At 45.8% G+C, this 17,790-nt stretch carries 16 protein-coding genes; 13 read left to right on the forward strand and 3 right to left on the reverse strand.

The window, feature by feature from the left end:
* Positions 1-7 precede the first annotated feature (7 nt).
* Together BN3261_RS14865 and BN3261_RS14870 are read left to right on the forward strand one after the other, a co-directional pair.
* Complete coding sequence (locus BN3261_RS14865) at positions 8-823, forward strand: PP2C family protein-serine/threonine phosphatase (protein ID WP_022426674.1); 816 nt, start codon at positions 8-10, stop codon at positions 821-823.
* Positions 824-865: 42 nt separating this feature from the next.
* Positions 866-2,092 carry a hypothetical protein gene (locus tag BN3261_RS14870; RefSeq protein ID WP_015526296.1) on the forward strand — a complete coding sequence of 409 codons (1,227 nt, stop codon included), beginning with the start codon at positions 866-868 and terminating at the stop codon, positions 2,090-2,092.
* Between the two features lie 60 nt (positions 2,093-2,152).
* Here BN3261_RS14870 and BN3261_RS17495 read toward each other — a convergent pair whose 3' ends face one another.
* The 3 genes from BN3261_RS17495 to BN3261_RS14885 are packed head-to-tail and all read right to left on the reverse strand — an operon-like array spanning position 2,153 to position 7,162.
* Positions 2,153-4,918 (reverse strand): CAP domain-containing protein, encoded by a 2,766-nt coding sequence (locus tag BN3261_RS17495; protein ID WP_110925833.1) that lies wholly within the window; start codon positions 4,916-4,918, stop codon positions 2,153-2,155.
* Positions 4,919-4,960: 42 nt separating this feature from the next.
* Positions 4,961-6,115: a serine hydrolase gene (locus BN3261_RS14880; protein ID WP_059086664.1), complete on the reverse strand. Its 1,155-nt coding sequence runs from the start codon at positions 6,113-6,115 to the stop codon at positions 4,961-4,963.
* A gap of 21 nt (positions 6,116-6,136) precedes the next feature.
* Positions 6,137-7,162 carry an N-acetylmuramoyl-L-alanine amidase family protein gene (locus tag BN3261_RS14885; protein WP_235812392.1) on the reverse strand — a complete coding sequence of 342 codons (1,026 nt, stop codon included), beginning with the start codon at positions 7,160-7,162 and terminating at the stop codon, positions 6,137-6,139.
* A 175-nt stretch (positions 7,163-7,337) separates the two neighbouring features.
* On the opposite strand from BN3261_RS14885, the gene BN3261_RS14890 reads away from it, so the two are divergent.
* The 11 genes from BN3261_RS14890 (at position 7,338) to BN3261_RS14940 (ending at position 17,652) form a co-directional block, all read left to right on the forward strand.
* A complete protein-coding gene (locus BN3261_RS14890) occupies positions 7,338-7,658 on the forward strand; it encodes a PadR family transcriptional regulator (protein ID WP_021652481.1) in 321 nt (106 codons plus the stop codon).
* On the forward strand, positions 7,655-8,368 hold the full coding sequence (locus BN3261_RS14895) for a DUF1700 domain-containing protein (protein ID WP_059086665.1): 714 nt from the start codon (positions 7,655-7,657) through the stop codon (positions 8,366-8,368). The genes BN3261_RS14890 and BN3261_RS14895 overlap by 4 nt, the downstream gene beginning before the upstream one ends.
* The gene (locus tag BN3261_RS14900) at positions 8,361-9,371 is read left to right on the forward strand and encodes a DUF4097 family beta strand repeat-containing protein (RefSeq protein WP_059086666.1); all 1,011 of its coding nucleotides are present in this window, start codon (positions 8,361-8,363) and stop codon (positions 9,369-9,371) included. The genes BN3261_RS14895 and BN3261_RS14900 overlap by 8 nt, the downstream gene beginning before the upstream one ends.
* Positions 9,372-9,601: 230 nt before the next feature.
* Entirely contained in the window at positions 9,602-10,534 is a 933-nt protein-coding gene (cysK, locus tag BN3261_RS14905; RefSeq protein ID WP_059086667.1) for a cysteine synthase A, read from the forward strand.
* A gap of 453 nt (positions 10,535-10,987) precedes the next feature.
* Positions 10,988-11,422, forward strand: coding sequence for an RrF2 family transcriptional regulator (locus tag BN3261_RS14910; protein WP_015526289.1), 435 nt, complete (start codon positions 10,988-10,990; stop codon positions 11,420-11,422).
* A 154-nt stretch (positions 11,423-11,576) separates the two neighbouring features.
* The gene (locus tag BN3261_RS14915) at positions 11,577-12,440 is read left to right on the forward strand and encodes a substrate-binding domain-containing protein (protein WP_021652475.1); all 864 of its coding nucleotides are present in this window, start codon (positions 11,577-11,579) and stop codon (positions 12,438-12,440) included.
* A 123-nt stretch (positions 12,441-12,563) separates the two neighbouring features.
* Positions 12,564-13,421, forward strand: a complete 858-nt coding sequence (pstC, locus tag BN3261_RS14920) for a phosphate ABC transporter permease subunit PstC (RefSeq protein WP_021652474.1) — start codon at positions 12,564-12,566, stop codon at positions 13,419-13,421.
* A complete protein-coding gene (gene pstA, locus BN3261_RS14925) occupies positions 13,411-14,325 on the forward strand; it encodes a phosphate ABC transporter permease PstA (RefSeq protein ID WP_110103591.1) in 915 nt (304 codons plus the stop codon). Before pstC ends, pstA begins: the two co-directional genes overlap by 11 nt.
* 9 nt (positions 14,326-14,334) lie before the next feature.
* Entirely contained in the window at positions 14,335-15,093 is a 759-nt protein-coding gene (gene pstB / locus BN3261_RS14930; RefSeq protein WP_021652472.1) for a phosphate ABC transporter ATP-binding protein PstB, read from the forward strand.
* A gap of 4 nt (positions 15,094-15,097) precedes the next feature.
* Complete coding sequence (gene phoU / locus BN3261_RS14935) at positions 15,098-15,781, forward strand: phosphate signaling complex protein PhoU (RefSeq protein ID WP_059086668.1); 684 nt, start codon at positions 15,098-15,100, stop codon at positions 15,779-15,781.
* A gap of 188 nt (positions 15,782-15,969) precedes the next feature.
* The gene (locus BN3261_RS14940; protein WP_059086669.1) at positions 15,970-17,652 is read left to right on the forward strand and encodes a sensor histidine kinase; all 1,683 of its coding nucleotides are present in this window, start codon (positions 15,970-15,972) and stop codon (positions 17,650-17,652) included.
* Positions 17,653-17,790: the final 138 nt, after the last annotated feature.

Below are 17,790 nucleotides of genomic sequence, written 5' to 3' on the forward strand. Positions count from 1 at the left end.
AAAAAGAATGGCCTATCAGATTGATTATGCGTATACATGTCACACCGGAAAGGTGAGGACAAATAATGAGGATAATTTCTGGTGCTGCGGAGTGCGCCTGCCGGTGCACAACCAGGGGGTTGACGGAATCCTGGCAGGTCATACACAGCACTGGCAGCTTCCAATGCTGGCTGTTTTTGACGGCATGGGCGGAGAAAGCTACGGTGAAATGGCAGCTTCTGCAGCTGTGGAAGCGCTGGGAGGCTTCTATGAAGAAAACAAAAAGACCCTGAAAAAAGAGCCTGTGGTTTTTCTGACAGGAGCCTGCGAAAATATGAATGAGGCAGTATGTCGCTATAGCAATGAAAACTGTATCAGAAGCATGGGAACAACCATGGCACTTTTGTCTTTCAGCGAAAAGGCAATCTATGCCTGCAACCTTGGGGATAGCCGTATCTACCGTCATTTTCAGGGGAAGTTCCAGCAGATTTCCACGGACCATGTGATCGGCGGAAAAATGCTGGGAAAAGCTCCGCTGACGCAGTATCTGGGCTTTCAGGAAGAAAACATGGCACTGGAGCCTTCTATCGTGGAGATCGGTTATCAGCCGGGAAGCTCGTATCTGATCTGTTCAGATGGAGTGACAGACATGCTTTCTGATCAGGAGCTTCAGAAGATCCTTGACGGGACAGAAACCGCAGAAGAAAAAGTAGGTAAGATCCTGGAACAGGCATTGGAAAGAGGCGGCAGAGATAATGTGACACTGGTCCTTGCACAGATCAGCGGCTATGAAGAAAAAAATATTCTCAAACGCTGGGCAGAGCGCCACAGTACCGGACGGTAATAAACCCGGGGAGTAAGAAAAGGGATAAGGAGAAAATTTGCGATGAGAAATCGAATGCAGGATCTTGATTTTGAACAGACAGTTGCCTTCGATTCAGTGAAGGACTTTGAATTTACAAGAAAGGCGGCACAGAAGTTCCGCCAGGTTGTCAGTCTGGATTCTTTTGAGGATGAGGATGCAGATGTTATTTTTCATTATCTTTACAAGGAGATGGAACTGGTTTCCTTTGGTGACTATCTGAAACGATATGTGTATGAGCGTGCAGAGCTTGAGGAGCCTTTTTCCCAGGTGCCGCAGGAAGTCTACAGGGAGATCGTTGTGGAATCCTTCAAGGAAACCTACACACCGAAATCCATGTCACCTACATCAGCCAAGTTGAGTTCTCTGGTGAATAACTGGCTGACTCAGGCATCTGTGAAGCGTGAAACGGTTTTTCTGCTGGGGTTCGGACTTCGGATGAGTACAGAGGATGTTTCAGATTTTCTGACCCGGGTGCTTCGTGAGCAGGATTTTGATTTTCATAATCCGGAAGAAGTGATCTACTGGTATTGTTACCGGAATCATCTTGGCTATTATAAAGCGGAGGAATATAAAGAAACCTACAAACAGATGACTCCGGTGGAAAAAAAGACCGGAGAGATCGTGTATGGCACAGGGCTTTGTCTGGACAGTGAAGAAAAGCTTCTGGAATATCTGGCTTTTCTGAAAGGAAGACATGATGATCCGAAATCAGAGAAGAGCCAGGCTTTTCAGGAATTTATGATCCTTCTGGAGCGGGCAAGGAAGATCATTGCAGCCATGTATCAGGAAGATGAGGAAGAAAACGGTGGCAAAAAGATCTGGAAGCCTGAGAATATCAGTGCTTCGGATCTGGAAAAGGTTATCTGCAGCGGGATCCCCATTAATAAAATGGGAAATCTCAAAAAGATGTCCGCATCCATTCTGGCAAAGCATTTCAGCCAGAAGCGCTTCAGCCGCCAGAGGATCAACAATATCCTGAACCATAAATTTCCGGTGGAGCGGTTCGATCTGATCACGCTGGAGTTTTTTGTGATCTCTCAGGAGATGGCAGAGGATGATCCGTATACGAGATACCGTCATTTTCTGGAGGAGATCCAGGAGATCCTGGCCCGCTGCGAAATGAGTGAGATCTACATAGTGAATCCATATGAGTGCTTTCTTCTGATGTGCCTGCTGACAGACTGTCCGCTGGCAGTATTTTCCGAGATCTGGGAAAAATCCTATGAAGAGGGAGAAGAAAAGAACTGAAAAAAGGATGATGCGTTTCGGTGACGCATCATCCTTTTTTTGTCCGATCCGGTAAGTCTGTTATTTTGCTTTTCCGGTTTTTACCGCACTTGCAGGTCCGGTCTTTACCTTCTTGTTTACTGTGCGGTATGGAACCAGTCTGTAGCTATATGTAACATTTTTTGCTGTCTTAAATGTATAGCTGGTATTTTTGTAAGAAATAGTTTTTACTTTTTTGAAGGAACCATTTCCTTTTTTCTGATAGATGACATAGCCGGTTGCTCCGGAAATCTTTTTCCAGGAAAGGGTCTGTTTTCCTTTGAGGGTTTTAAGCTTTATGGACGGACGGAGCAGATTCGGTTTCACAGTCACTGCTTTGGAAACTGGACTGTAGATATAACCGGAGGATGTTTTTTTGCTTGCACGGATCACGTAAGAATATTTATTTCCGATAGTGATCTTTGTGTCTTTGTATGAAGTAGTATTTGTGTTTAAAGTTTTGATCTTTGCGTATTTTCCGGAATTTGTTTTTCTGTAGAGAATATAGTTCCGGGCATTGTTTATACGGTTCCAGCGGAGCGTACAGCTGTTCCAGGAGGCAGAGGCCTTAATTGACGGTGCAGTTAATTTCGTGATCACAGGAGCCGGAGTGCCAGATGGCATTGGAGCCGGGGTAGTGGATGGCTTCGGAACTGGAGTGGCAGTAGGCTTCGGCGTTGGAGTGGCAGTAGGTTTCGGAGTCGGGGTAGCAGTAGGCTTCGGCGTTGGGGTAGCAGTAGGCTTCGGCTTTGGAGTAGCAGTAGGCTTCGGCGTTGGGGTAGCAGTAGGTTTCGGAGTTGGAGTGCTCGTTGGTGCTGGAGCGGATATTTTAAAGGTCAGGGACTGACTTGAAAAATAATTGTTGATTCCTGTAACCGTTACGGAGCCAGTGCCGGTTTTGGCGTTATCTTTCCAGGTAAGGATATAATCCGTGCCTTCCTGAAGCGTGTCCGAGCCGTATTTTACAGTAGGCTTCGGAGTTACTGCATTGCCGTTGAAGATCTGTTCCGGAATATCCGAAAGATCGCAAAGCTTTACAGATGTCATATGCCTTGAACCGGAATAATTCTGCTTATAGGAAAGTGAAAAATCCAGGATCTCATTGCTGGAGGAATAGTATACAGAAGTAATGCGAAAATCATCAGAGGTCAGTTGTGTGCCATTATAGGTGATGACCAGGTTATTTCGCAGATAAGAGGTTACACTTTCACTTTTGCAGTTTGAATCTGCCAGTTGGATGGTCTCACCGGAGAGCTTCAGTGGATTGATGGTGAAGTATTTGGAAAAACCGCTTCTGTAAATGCCGATACCGGTTATATGGACACGAGGTCTGTTGGTTCTGGAACTTGCCATGGTGTTATCATAATAAGAAAGGGTATAATCAACATCTTTCTTTAAAGTAACACCATTTAATGTGACCGTTGGCTCCGGCTTGAATTCTTTGCCAGGAGCATATTCATAATCCGGGATATCACCAATCTCAGCTTCCGTGATCGGGGTAAGGTCGATGTAGAAATATTTATTACTTTCACCGGTGAAATTTCCCTTACCGGAAACAGTAACATAAGCGTTTCCCTGCTGGGCATTGTTATGCCAGGAGAGTGTATAATCTACATTTTCTGTCAGGGTTATACCATTCCAGGTGACAGTGGGCTTCGGAGTTAGTGGAGTTCCGGTATACAGATAGGAGGACTGGGAAAAATCAATCTCTGCCTGAGAGAGATTGATCTGCCAGATACCGAAATTATTCGTCAGAGTTCCGGAATAAAGGCCAAGACCTGTGATCGTGAAAGTTCCCACACCGCTGTTCTGATTGTGGGAGAAAGAAATCGTATAATCTTTTCCCTCAGTCAGCGTACGACCATGGAATTTTAGTTCAGGAGAAAAAGTAATGGGACTTCCGGTATAGTTCCAGGAACTTGTATAGCGCAGAGAAGTCTCTCTGGAATTTTCCAGATCATAGTATGCATTGAGATCTGCAGACAGTGTTTTGTCCGGGCAGGATTTCAGTGTGGCAGAAACCGTAGTGGTTCCTCTGCTTTTCAGTCGGATAACACCGCTCTGATCCACAGTGGCAATGGAAGGATCTCCGGTTGACCATGTGAAAGAAGCTGGGTCAAGGCTGGAACTCATATAGCTGAATCCATTACAGGTTATATAGATAGCCAGTGTTTTCTGTTCTTCTGTGAATGTGATCGGAGAAGCTTCGTTGAAATGGATATTTATCAGCTTTGGAAGCACGGAAATAACAGGTGACACAGTCTGATTGGCAGGCTGTGTGCAGGCTTCTGTTGCGTGAGAAGAAAAGCACTGGATCCAGTAGAGATGACCGTTCTGTGAGTAGCAGCCGATTCCGGCAGAAACATTTTTGGAATTCATGATGTTCGTGTAATGTCCGGAAGATTCGATCCATGATTCCATAACTTCTTCAGGAGTTCCCTGGTTGATCGCAAGATTTTCACTTGGATTCTCAAAATAAGGAAAGGCTGAAAAACAGATGGAACCATTGGGACGGGTATGACTGGCGCAAACGGTCAGTTCTTCTGCTCTGGTCATGGCGCATTCCAGAAGGTTCTTATCCATAGTGACAGGATTCCGGTTCTTTTTGGCACGTTCCTGATTTACCAGATCAAGGACCTGGTAAGCATAATCATAGCGGCGGATACCCTGACTGAGTTTCAGCTGGACAGCAGTCTGGTCAGAGGCGGCCTGCACACGGACAATGTTGCCCGGCGCCAGCAGAAGAAGCAGAAGCAGTAGCGCAGGCCATAATAAGTATCTTGTTTTTTTCTCTTTTGTCTGATTCATGATGTTTTCCTTACCAATATAATATAAAGATATTTTCTTTTGTTATTCGTTATAGTATCCATAGATCGCACGGCTGTCCTGTGCGATGGTGTTCTGTGCAGCAGAGGTATCGTTAAGATCCTGTGACATAAAGCAGACTACCAGGTCGATCCCCTTTGCAGTGTCATAGATGATGCCGACATCGTTTTCTACGTGATCCAGTTCACCGGTTTTGTTGGCAACCTTTACCTCGGAAGGCATCTGAGCCGGGATCTTGTTTTTCCTGGTCTGCATTTTCAGAAGACGATACATATATTCGGCTCCTGCCAGAGTATCGTTGTTATCGGTAGCAGTACCCTTGTCGATCTGATAGATGGTCTTCAGAAATTTTCCACAATCCTTTGCGGAAGTGTAGTTATCCCCATTGGAATTATCTGCAAGAAGAAGACGTCCCATGGAAGTGCTGGTGTATCCGTGATCCTGACAGAATTTATTCACACGGGCCATTCCGGCTGCGTCATCTCCGCCGCCAAGATAATTGACAAGTGTATTGGCAGCATCATTGTCGCTGACTATGATCATGGAGTTCAGTGCATTGTCCAGCTGATCCTTGCTGTATTTGGAGGAAAGACTGTCATAATCTTCATATACGGCACCCATGATATAGAGCTTGATCAGGCTGGCAGCCTGCATCTGCTGATCGTTGATGGTACCTTCGGTATTTTTTGCAAGATTGCATACATATACGGACCAGGTTCCGTTATCGGTGGGAAGAAGAGACTGTACCTGATTCAGAAGGTTGTCCATGCTGGAATCCGAATTGTCTGTGAAAGTACTTCCGCTGGATGGGGAAAGAGTTCCTTCTTCCTGAGTGGAAGAAGAACTGTCCTTGCTGCCAGAAGCTTCGGAAGAATCGGAGGCTGCAGATGTATCTGTGGATTCTTCCTGTGCGGAAGGACCCTGGACCTCAGCTGAAGATGCTGCGGCAGCAGCGCTGGAAACGGTAGGATCATCAGGATAAAGAGCATCCAGCTGATCGGCTTTGCTGCTGAGCTCAGCGGCAGAATCAGAAACCTCCTGCACACTTTTCTGCAGCTTGTTAACTTTTGTCTGGAGAGATGCAAGCTTGTCCAGGGAGCGGACATTCAGTGCCCCAAGTCCTGCCAGTGCGATGACAAGCACTGCGATCACAATATATAGAAATGTATTTTTTTTCATATATAAACAAACTCCTTTTTATTATTGGAAATAAGCATCGATTCCATTGGCGATCCCTTCTGCCATAGTCTGCTGGAAGGAGGAATCCGCCATTTTCAGATCATCGCTCTGGTTGGTCATAAATCCCATTTCCACAATCGTCACCGGGATCGTGCTCCAGTTAATACCTGTCATGGAATCTGTGTAGATGATCCCGCGGTTCTGGAAGCCGGTAGCTGCGCAGTAGGAATCCACAATGCATTTGGATAGTTTGTTGGAACTGTCATAGAGACTGGAAACATAAGGATTCTGCTGGGACGGACACATGGTTAGAGCACCGGAGACATCTGCAGAATCATCTCCGTTTGCATGGATACGGACACAGATCTCCGCACCCTGGGAAGCGACCAGCTCTGCACGCTCCTTGTTGCTGATAGCGGTATCATTGTCTGTCCTTGTCATTACTACCTGGTATCCACGTTGTTCCAGGATATCCTTAAGCAGAAGAGAAACATCCAGGTTCAGCTGATACTCCGGGAGACCGCTGAAGGAACCTCTGGTTCCGGTGGAAGCCTTGGCCTTCATGGTGGAGGAACCGGGGCCGTTCGGCTCTGTGGCACTCATATCAACATTTTCGCCCTGATGTCCGGGATCGATTCCGACGATATGGCCGTTGTTGGAAGCAGAAGAGGTATCATTACCGCCATCGGTGAATCCCTCACCACCGGCTTCATTGAAAACAGAGGGTTTGGTCGTTTTCTGACTGTTTTCGGTTTCCGGTGCCCGTTCATGTTCACCGGTGTTGTTTTTGACAGCTTTTTCTGTCTGTGCCCGCTGCTGCAGGTATTTGTTGGCTGCCTGTTTCTTTTCGATCTTGGCTGTATAAAGTTCGATATCCTCTTTCATGGATTTCTGCTTTTTCTGGACCGGTTTGATTACGGAGGCCATTTTCTGGTCAACGGCATCGATCTTCCGGTAGGTTTTATAGCTGAGTCCAAAAAGCAGTCCAATACAGATAAGACCCGTCAGAAACAGGACGATTGCCATCAGATGAGGCTTTTTTTCCATAAAAATACGTCCTTTCTTGGTGGGTGTTTGCATTTGTAAATATTATAAATAAGGAGATAGGAAAAAGCAATTGTGAAATTGGGCTTGACAACAGGGGAAAATATGATACTATATATGTAAAATAATTATATATAAAAATTTTATATATAAAATAATTACATAAAGAGGTGAGCGTATGTATTACTATCCGGTATCAGCTGTGCTGACAGAATGTCTGATCCTTTCTGTTGTGGAACAGCAGGATTCCTACGGATATGAGATCAGCCAGACTGTAAAGATGGTTGCATCCATCAAGGAGTCTACCCTGTATCCCATCCTGCGGAAGCTGGAGACAGGTGGTTATCTTACAACGTATTCCCAAGAGTTCCAGGGCAGGAAGCGAAAGTATTATTCCATCACAGAAGCCGGGCGTGATCAGCTGGAATATCTGAGGAAAGAGTGGAGAGAATACCGCGATACTATAGACGATATTGTGGAAGGGAGACTTCGAAAATGACAAGAAAAGAGTATATGGAGCAGCTGAAGAAATATCTGAAGCGGCTTCCAAAAGAAGATTATGACAATGCCATTGAGTATTTTTCGGAATACTTCGATGAGGCTGGACCTGAGAATGAACAGCAGGTTATGGAAGAACTGGGACAACCTAAAGAGGCGGCAAGGGAACTGCTTCTGAACCTTTTACAGGAGAGTGTTGGTGACAGTAAAGACATCACCGAGGAAAAAACAGCAGCTTTGCCGGCAGCAGGTTCATATTACGGAGAGAGCTCCCATGCACATAGCCGGACAGATTCAGGAAACCTGAGTACAACAGGGTACAGTACATCCGCAGGAAAGAAGCGTTCCCCCGGAAAGATCATTCTTCTCGCATTTCTGGTGATCTGTGCATCGCCGGTGAGCATTGCGCTGCTGTTTGCAGGCCTTGCAGTACTGGCAGCAGTGGTGATTGTCATCGCAGCAGTGATTTTTTCCATGGCAGTTACCGGGGTATCAGCAATTGCCGGAGGCATCGTGCTCACAGGTTGCGGCATGACATTGATCGCAAGATCTCTGGCAGCATCCTGCATGATGGTCGGCAGTGGATTTCTGATGGCAGGTGCGGGAATCCTCGTTGGAGTACTTACCATATATATATGTAAATGGTGTGCAATGGGAATCGGCCGTCTGGTTAACAGACTTGTAAGAAAGAAGGTGCATAAAAATGAATAAGATTGCAAAAACAGTGCTGATGACAGGTACAGCACTCTGTGCAGCGGGAGTTGTTCTTTCCACAGCAGGATATTTTGCAGGGGGAAAAGATTTCACATATACTTCAGATCATATGTATGTATCCGGAGGAAATTCTTCCAGTCGTAAAAATCTTACAGTAATGAAAAAAGAACAGATTGATGATTTTACGAAGCTGAATGTGGATTTTGATGATTTTGATCTGGATATCCGTACCTCAGATGATGACCATTATTATATGGAATATAAGCTTGAGAAAAACGGGAGGAAAAATCCTCTGACCTGGAAGGATAAGGATGGAGAGCTCACGCTTGAGGAGTCTGCAGGCGGCAGTGGAAGTTATTATATAACCTATGATCTGGGGATATTCTCTACACATGCGGATCTGACAGAAACGAAAGATGCATTGAATACGGTTATTCTTTACATTCCGGAGAAGGCACAGCTTTCCGAAGCGGAGCTTCAGCTTTCCGACGGAGATCTTACTGCCGATCAGCTTTTGTGTAAAGAAATGACCCTGGAACTTCTCAATGGAGATCTGATGCTGGATAAGGGCGAGTTCGAAAAGTTTGATGCAAAGCTTTCCGACGGGGATCTGAATGTAAAAGAACTTCAATGTACAGATAACATGCAGCTGAAATCCGGAAACGGAGATGTGACCATAAAAAAGGCAGAGCTTGCAGATGGGCAGATAGCTCTCAGCGACGGAGATATTCAGATAGACAACAGTAGCTTTAACGGAGATATGAAGATCAATAGCTCCTGCGGTGATGTTTCTGTAGAAATGAAGAACGGCAGTGCAGAGAAAACCAATATTTATCTGAAAACTGCAGACGGAGATGTGGACACGGAGGGGCTTTCCAGGGGAAAAACCGACAATGAGGAAGACACCTCTGTTTATGAGAACAAGGCCGGTGCTTCAGCACCGACTTTAAATGTGGAATGCAGCGATGGGGATATTACATTAACAGAATCTGAAAAATAAAGAATATGAATATCCGTCTGACTATGCATCTGCTTGTAAAAATCCTAAAAAAGAATAAATGAAATTATATGAAGCGCAGGGGTTTTTCCGGAGAAAAATTCCTGCGTTTTTTGGCTGAAATGTATTGACAAATCCCTGTACTATGATATAATTCAATCAAATCACAGAAAACATATATAGTTACTAGGAAATAAGGAAATGGACATAAAGGAAATAAGGAGGATATCATCATGGGTAAAATTTACGGAAGCGCACTGGAACTGATCGGAAACACACCGCTTGTAGAGGTTAAGAACGTAGAGAAGTCTGAGGGACTTGAGGCTACAGTACTTGCCAAGCTTGAGTATTTTAACCCGGCAGGAAGCGTTAAGGACAGAATCGGTAAAGCAATGATCGAGGACGCAGAGCAGAAAGGTGTCCTGAAACCAGGCGCAACTATTATCGAGCCAACATCCGGTAACACAGGAATCGGACTTGCAGCCATCGCAGCTGCCAAGGGCTATAAGACGATCCTCACCATGCCGGAGACCATGAGTGTTGAGAGAAGAAACATCCTGAAGGCATATGGTGCAGAGGTAGTTCTCACAGACGGAGCCAAGGGAATGAAGGGTGCCATTGCCAAGGCAGAAGAGCTCGCCAAGGAGATTCCGGGAAGCTTCATCCCCGGACAGTTTGAGAACCCGGCTAACCCGAAGGCACATGCAGCAACAACAGGTCCTGAGATTTGGAAGGACACAGACGGAAAGGTAGATATCTTCGTAGCAGGTGTCGGCACAGGCGGAACGATCACCGGTACAGGTGAGTACCTGAAGAGCCAGAACCCGAATGTGAAGGTAGTTGCTGTTGAGCCTGCAACTTCTCCTGTACTTTCTGAGGGAAAAGCAGGCCCGCATAAGATCCAGGGTATCGGCGCAGGTTTTGTTCCGGACACACTTGACACCAAGGTTTATGACGAGATCATTCCGGTAGAGAACGAGGATGCATTTGAAACATCCAAACTCCTTACCAAGAAAGAGGGAATCCTTACAGGAATTTCCTCCGGTGCAGCTCTCTATGCTGCGATCCAGCTTGCAAAACGCCCGGAGAACAAGGGGAAAGTGATCGTAGCACTTCTTCCGGACAGTGGAGACCGTTACTACTCCACACCACTGTTTACAAAATAATCGATCCGAAGACCGCTTCTTTTGCCCCGAAGCGTGATTCTGCGGGATTATTTACGGCGCTCCTGAATGCCTGTCCAAGCAGGCTGCCGGAGCGCCGGTTTTATTCTTGATTTCATCGAATTAAGTAAGCCCTCTGTGGGGCTGTGGTTACTGTTCACTGGTAAGGTCCCGCGAAAAGCAATAAGCAGTGTGTGGGGACTTGCTTGTATCTTGTAGCTTTTTCAGGTATAATAGAGAAAACAAACAAAACCTATTAACAATATAAAGAATAAAGTCTGCAAAGCAGATTCTGCTTCCTATGAAAGAAGATACAGGAAGCTGCCTGTGCATCACAGAGAAGGGTGCCGGTTATGGAATACAGAGGAATATTTCCGGCTGAACAGCTGCACAATAACAGAAAGAGCAAAAGGCTATAAATCAGAAGAATACTGAAATATTGGAGGTAAATATTACATGAGGATTTCTACAAGAGGAAGATATGCGCTGAGACTGATGTTGGATCTTGCTACAAATTATACAGGAAAACCGATCCGCCTGAAGGATGTGGCGAAGCGCCAGGAGATCTCCGATAAATATCTGGAGCAGATCATCTCCATTCTGAACAAAGCAGGCTTTGTCCGCAGTGTCCGTGGCCCTCAGGGTGGCTATGCACTGCAGCAGACCCCGGATAAATACACCATCGGAATGATCCTCCGCCTCACAGAAGGAAGCCTTTCCCCTGTGGAATGTCTGGACGACAACGGAGCCATCTGTGACCGTGAGGAGAACTGCGTCACCCAGATCCTCTGGAAAAAGCTGGACGACGCCATCAAAGGTGTGGTAGATCATATAACACTGGAAGACCTGATGAACTGGCAAGCCGTGAAGGCGGACGAATATATCATATAAAAAAAGCTGCGCAAGCAGCTTTTTTTATATCACATTTTTTTACTAACATTTTACAAAACCGCGATTTTATATTTTACCTTCCATTCCTATAATAACACCTGTATTTAAGCAGTAAGCAAGTAAAAATGATCATAGAAATGAGGAGAAAAAAATCATGAAAAAAAGAATCGCAGGTATCTTAACAGCAGCACTTATCGGAACTACAGTAATGGGAACCGTTGTAATGGCAGCACCATCCGGAGCAATTGACGTAATTTCCCGTGAGGATGGATCCGGAACACGTGGAGCATTCGTAGAGCTGTTTGGGATCGAAGAAGAAAAAGACGGCGAGAAAGTAGATATGACAACACAGGAAGCAAGCATCACAAACAACACAGATGTAATGCTTACCACAGTAGCAGGCGATGAGAACTCTATCGGATACGTATCTCTGGGTTCCCTCAACGATACAGTAAAAGCAGTAAAGATCGACGGAGCAGAGGCAACAGCAGAGAACGTTGCAGATGATACATACAAAGTAGCACGTCCGTTCAACATCGTAACAGGCGACAAGCTCAGTGATGCAGCACAGGATTTCATCAACTACATCATGAGCTCTGACGGACAGGACATCATCGAAAAAGAAGGCTACATCAAAGTAGATGAAAAAGCAGAGGCATACAAAGCCGGAGATGCAAAAGGCAAAGTCGTAGTTATGGGATCTTCTTCCGTAGGACCTGTAATGGAGAAGCTTGCGGAGGCATATCAGAAAACAAACAAAAACATCACAGTAGAGGTTCAGGTCAGCGACTCCACAACAGGAATCAATAGCGCAACAGAGGGTGTATGTGATATCGGAATGGCATCCCGTGAGCTGAAGGACGAGGAAACAGAGAAAGGTGTTAAAGCTACAGAGATCGCAAAAGATGGTATCGCAGTCATCGTAAACAACGACAATGACCTTGAGGAGCTTTCAAGTGACCAAGTAAAATCCATCTTCACAGGTGATATCACAGACTGGGAAGACGTGACCAAATAAATTCCCGGATAAAAAACGATTGAAGTATCTTACAAAGAGCGGCGATCATGACAAGGTCAGGAAAGCCGCTCCGTTATATATCAGCACAGTGGATATCCACTGGGACAGAGAGAAAGGTGTCTTATGAATCATTTAGGAGAAAAGGCCATGAAGGTCGTTTTTCTCATTGCGGCCTGTGCATCGGTTCTTGCAGTATTTCTTATTTGTGTGTTCCTTTTTGCAAACGGCCTTCCTGCAATGGGAAAGATCGGTCCCTTAAAATTCCTCTTCGGAACAGAATGGAGACCAACAAACGATAAATTCGGAATCCTGCCAATGATCGTGGCAAGTATTTATGTAACTGCAGGAGCAATCCTTATCGGAGTTCCGATCGCACTTTTTACATCCGTATTTATGGCAAGATATTGCCCGAAAAAAATCTATAAACCACTGAAATCCGGTATTGAGCTTATGGCAGGCGTTCCATCCATCGTATATGGCTATTTTGGTCTGGTTCTCCTGGTGCCGCTGATCCGCCAGCTGTTCGGAGGAACCGGAAGCAGTATGCTGGCAGCATGTATCCTTCTGGGAATCATGATCCTTCCGACGATCATCGGAGTTACGGAATCGGCAGTACGAAGCGTTCCGGAAAGCTATTATGAAGGCTCACTTGCACTTGGCGCAACAAAAGAGAGAAGCATTTTCTTTGTTATGCTTCCGGCAGCAAAGTCAGGAATCCTGGCAGGCGTTGTCCTTGGGATCGGACGTGCCATCGGTGAGACCATGGCCGTGATCATGGTAGCCGGAAACCAGCCACGTATGCCGAAGGGACTTCTTCAGGGTGTCCGTACCATGACTGCAAACATCGTAACAGAGATGGGATATGCATCAGGACTTCACAGAGAAGCACTGATCGCAACAGGAGTTGTACTCTTTGTATTTATCCTGATCATCAACTTAAGTCTTTCACTGCTGAACAGGAGGGCGGAGTATGCAAACTAACGTATCAGTAACTGCAGATCCTGCGGCAGAAACAACCATGAAAAAAAGAAATACACTTACCATAGGAGACCAGCTGAAGTCTTATGCAAGACATCCTGGTGCAGGAATCCTGGCATTTCTCACACTGCTGGGAGCAGTGATCACGTTTGCACTGCTGTTCTTCCTGATCGGCTATGTGCTTGTAAAAGGTATTCCCTATCTGAATGCAAGTCTGTTCAGCCTTACCTATACCTCAGAGAACGTTTCCCTTCTCCCGTCACTGATCAATACCCTGATCATGACACTGGTATCTCTGGCGATTGCCGCTCCGGTAGGAATCTTTGCAGCGATCTTCCTTGTGGAATATGCAAAAAAAGGCAGCCGTTTTGTAAAGCTGATCCGTATTACCGCAGAGACACTTTCCGGTATTCCATCTATCGTATATGGTTTGTTCGGTATGCTGTTCTTTGTAACTGCACTGCACTGGGGCATGTCTCTTCTTTCCGGTGCACTGACTATGGTGATCATGGTACTTCCCCTGATCATGCGTACCGCTGAGGAAGCACTGAAATCTGTTCCGGATTCTTACCGTGAGGCAAGCTTCGGACTTGGAGCAGGCAAGCTCCGTACTATTTTTACGATTGTACTTCCCTCCGCAGTTCCTGGAATCCTGGCAGGTGTGATCCTGGCCATCGGACGTGTGGTAGGTGAGACTGCAGCACTTCTTTATACCTCCGGTACTGTTGCGGCAGTTCCAAACAGCCTGATGGGTTCCGGACGTACCCTGGCACTTCACATGTATGTGCTTTCCAGTGAGGGACTTCATGTAAACCAGGCATCTGCAACAGCAGTAGTCATTCTGGCATTTGTACTTGTTATCAACGGACTGTCCGGTCTGGTAGCCAGAAAAATTGCGAAAGGATAATGATCGATCATGAGTGAAAATACAAAAATTTCAATTGACAATATGAATCTCCATTACGGAAACTTTCATGCCCTGAAGGGAATCAATATGGAGATCCCGGAAAAAGAGATCACAGCATTTATCGGACCAAGCGGCTGTGGTAAATCCACACTTCTGAAATCCTTAAACCGTATGAACGACCTTGTGGAAGGCTGTTCCATCACAGGAAAGGTAGAGCTTGACGGGGAAGATATTTACGGAGATATGGACGTGAATCTTCTGCGTAAACGTGTGGGAATGGTATTCCAGAAGCCCAATCCGTTCCCGATGAGCATTTATGATAATATTGCATACGGTCCGAGAACACACGGTATCCGTTCCAAGGCAAAGCTGGATGAGATCGTGGAAAAATCTCTCCGTGATGCGGCAATCTGGGATGAGGTCAAGGACCGCCTGAAAAAAAGTGCTCTTGGAATGTCAGGCGGACAGCAGCAGCGTCTCTGTATTGCCCGTGCCCTGGCAGTACAGCCGGAGGTACTTCTTATGGATGAGCCCACATCTGCCCTGGACCCAATCTCCACTTCCAAGATCGAGGATCTGGCAGTAGAGCTTAAAAAGGATTACACCATTGTCATGGTCACACATAACATGCAGCAGGCGACCCGTATCTCCGACAAGACAGCATTTTTCCTTCTTGGTGAGGTTGTGGAATTTGCGGATACAGACAAGCTGTTCTCCATGCCGGCGGATAAGCGTACAGAGGATTATATTACAGGAAGGTTTGGTTGATATTATGTCAGAACGTTTTGTAAGACAGCTGGAAGAGCTTCACGTGGAACTGATCACCATGGGAAGTCTCTGCGAAAAAGCAATTTCACTTTCTGCCAAAGCTATTCAGGGTGAAGGCGGGATGACTCTCATTGGCAAGATCTTTGAGACGGAAAAAGAGATCGATGCACAGGAAAAAGAGATTGAAAATCTCTGCATGAAGCTTCTTCTTCATGAGCATCCGGTAGCCGGAGATCTGCGATCCATTTCCGCAGCGCTGAAGATGATCTCCGATATGGAACGCATCGGTGATCAGGCAGCAGATATTGCGGATCTGTCCAAGCATATCGAGGACAAAGCAGTTACCGGAGATATCATTAATATCCGGAAGATGGCAGAGGATACTGTCCGGATGGTTACAGAAAGCATCGATGCCTTTGTAAAGGGTGATCTTGAGCTTTGCAGAAAGGTTATTGACGATGATGATAAGGTGGACGATGCCTTCAATGATATTAAGGAAAAGCTGGCCGAGGTCCTGAATAACGGAAAGCCGGATGCAAACATCGGTCTGGATATCCTTATGGCTGCAAAATATTTCGAGCGTATCGGTGATCACGCTGTGAACATTGCAGAGTGGGTGGAATATTCCATCACAGGAAACCACAGAAGCGGTTCCAGTCATACAGATAACTATTTTGTTGAGGAATAGAAATAAGTAAGAGCAGATTGCAAAGAGTTGCATTATTGCAAAAAAAAGTGCTGTGGTATTGAAAGGATATCACAGCACTTTTTATAATGTGATAAAATTTACAAGGATTTAACTTTTTCCGGATAATTATTTTTACATTGCTTTTGTAAAATGCTATATAGATTTCGGAGAAAGGAAAGGGCTGAGCTTTGAGTAAAAAAATATTTAAGTATATCATGCTGGTTTCATCACTGATCACAGCACTGGGACTGGCATTTGTCGTGGGAATCCTTTATCACTATTTTCAGGGACAGCTGATGGGTGAGCTGAAGAAAGAAGCCGTGTATATTTCCAGAGGCGTGGAAAGTACCGGGACAGATTATCTGAAGAAGCTGAATGATGAGGATTCCAGGATTACTTATGTGGATGAAAGTGGAAAAGTTATCTACGACAATGAGGCAAATGTGGAAAGCATGGATAATCACGGACATCGCAAGGAGATCCGTGAAGCAGAGATCAACGGAGAAGGTGCGGATGAAAGAATGTCATCCACGCTTTCCGAAAAAACAATGTATTATGCAGTACGCCTTGAAAATGGCAATGTGCTGAGAGTTTCCAGTAACCAGGCTTCTGTATGGATGCTGCTCCTGCAGCTGCTTCCGCCTTTTGCTGCAGTTCTGATACTTATGCTGCTCCTGTCCGGCGTATTTGCATCCAGGCTTTCCGGGAAGGTTGTGGAACCTCTTAATGGGCTTGATCTGGAGCATCCGGATGAGAATGATGCCTATGATGAGGTACAGCCGCTTCTTAGCAAGATCGGCAGACAGAGCCGGCAGATCCGTCTGCAGCTTGAGGCAGCCAGAAGACAGCAGAAAGAATTTTCTATTATCACGGAGAACATGCAGGAGGGACTTCTTGTGATCGACCGTTATACCATGGTACTTTCTGTCAACTCCAGTGTGGGAAAGCTTCTTAAAGTAAAGGAGGTCAAAACAGGAGAAAGTGTATATCTTCTGAACCGCTCGGAGGAGTTTCGAGGTGTCGTTGGGCAGGTCCTTGAAGGAAAGCATGAGAACAAGATCCTTCGTCTGGATGGCAGTGAGATTCAGGTGATCGCCAATCCTGTCACAAGAGAAAATAAGACAGAGGGTGCGGTGATCCTTCTGGTGGATGTGACCGAAAAAGTAGAAAGGGAACAGCTGCGAAGAGAATTTTCCGCCAATGTTTCCCATGAACTGAAAACGCCGCTGACTTCCATTTCCGGATTTGCTGAGATCATGCAGGACGGATTTGTGAAGGATGAGGATGTGAAGGTTTTTGCAGGACGCATCTATAAGGAAGCGCAGAGACTGATCCGTCTGGTTGGGGATGTGATCCGGATCTCCCGTCTGGATGAGGGCGGATTGCCGTATCAGTGGGAAAAACTGGATCTTTACAGTCTGACTCATGATATTTTTTCTACCTTACATGAAGCTGCCGAAAAGCAGGAAGTGCATATGTATATGGAAGGCGGAAGTACAGTGCTGGATACAGTGCCGACGATCATGGAAGAGGTTCTCTATAATGTCTGCGATAATGCTGTCAAATATAACCGCCGGGGTGGAGAGGTCTTTGTGAGACTGAAGGATGGCGAGGATGCAGTTCGCGTGAATGTGCGGGATACAGGGATCGGTATTCCGAAGGAAGATCAGGAACGCATTTTTGAACGCTTTTATCGGGTGGACAAAAGCCATTCCAAGGAAATCGGCGGAACCGGTCTTGGCCTTTCCATTGTGAAGCACGGGGTAAAAACTCTGAACGGCAGGCTGTGGCTTAACAGTGAACCGGGACAGGGAACCGAGATCATTATGGAATTTCCGAAACATCATATGGAAAAGAAAGCAGCAGAGTGAACATAGGTCGTGCAGCGATGATGTTCATAGGCATGCAGCAGAGTGGAAGATGAAAGGCCGTTCTGTTGTATGTATCTGCTGCTTTTTATATCATAGTATATTGCTGGTTGGAGGTTGATGGTTTGACAGACCGGAAGG

The sequence above is a fragment of the Blautia massiliensis (ex Durand et al. 2017) genome (genome assembly GCF_001487165.1).
Classification (GTDB): Bacteria; Bacillota; Clostridia; order Lachnospirales; family Lachnospiraceae; genus Blautia_A; species Blautia_A fusiformis.

Bases quoted from the DNA above. Each gene is read 5' to 3' on its own strand.
- BN3261_RS14865 (WP_022426674.1), top strand. From the start codon at position 8: ATGGCCTATCAGATTGATTATGCGTATACATGTCACACCGGAAAGGTG.
- BN3261_RS14870 (WP_015526296.1), top strand. From the start codon at position 866: ATGAGAAATCGAATGCAGGATCTTGATTTTGAACAGACAGTTGCCTTC.
- BN3261_RS17495 (WP_110925833.1), bottom strand. From the start codon at position 4,918: ATGAATCAGACAAAAGAGAAAAAAACAAGATACTTATTATGGCCTGCG.
- BN3261_RS14880 (WP_059086664.1), bottom strand. From the start codon at position 6,115: ATGAAAAAAAATACATTTCTATATATTGTGATCGCAGTGCTTGTCATC.
- BN3261_RS14885 (WP_235812392.1), bottom strand. From the start codon at position 7,162: ATGGAAAAAAAGCCTCATCTGATGGCAATCGTCCTGTTTCTGACGGGT.
- BN3261_RS14890 (WP_021652481.1), top strand. From the start codon at position 7,338: ATGTATTACTATCCGGTATCAGCTGTGCTGACAGAATGTCTGATCCTT.
- BN3261_RS14895 (WP_059086665.1), top strand. From the start codon at position 7,655: ATGACAAGAAAAGAGTATATGGAGCAGCTGAAGAAATATCTGAAGCGG.
- BN3261_RS14900 (WP_059086666.1), top strand. From the start codon at position 8,361: ATGAATAAGATTGCAAAAACAGTGCTGATGACAGGTACAGCACTCTGT.
- cysK (WP_059086667.1), top strand. From the start codon at position 9,602: ATGGGTAAAATTTACGGAAGCGCACTGGAACTGATCGGAAACACACCG.
- BN3261_RS14910 (WP_015526289.1), top strand. From the start codon at position 10,988: ATGAGGATTTCTACAAGAGGAAGATATGCGCTGAGACTGATGTTGGAT.
- BN3261_RS14915 (WP_021652475.1), top strand. From the start codon at position 11,577: ATGAAAAAAAGAATCGCAGGTATCTTAACAGCAGCACTTATCGGAACT.
- pstC (WP_021652474.1), top strand. From the start codon at position 12,564: ATGAATCATTTAGGAGAAAAGGCCATGAAGGTCGTTTTTCTCATTGCG.
- pstA (WP_110103591.1), top strand. From the start codon at position 13,411: ATGCAAACTAACGTATCAGTAACTGCAGATCCTGCGGCAGAAACAACC.
- pstB (WP_021652472.1), top strand. From the start codon at position 14,335: ATGAGTGAAAATACAAAAATTTCAATTGACAATATGAATCTCCATTAC.
- phoU (WP_059086668.1), top strand. From the start codon at position 15,098: ATGTCAGAACGTTTTGTAAGACAGCTGGAAGAGCTTCACGTGGAACTG.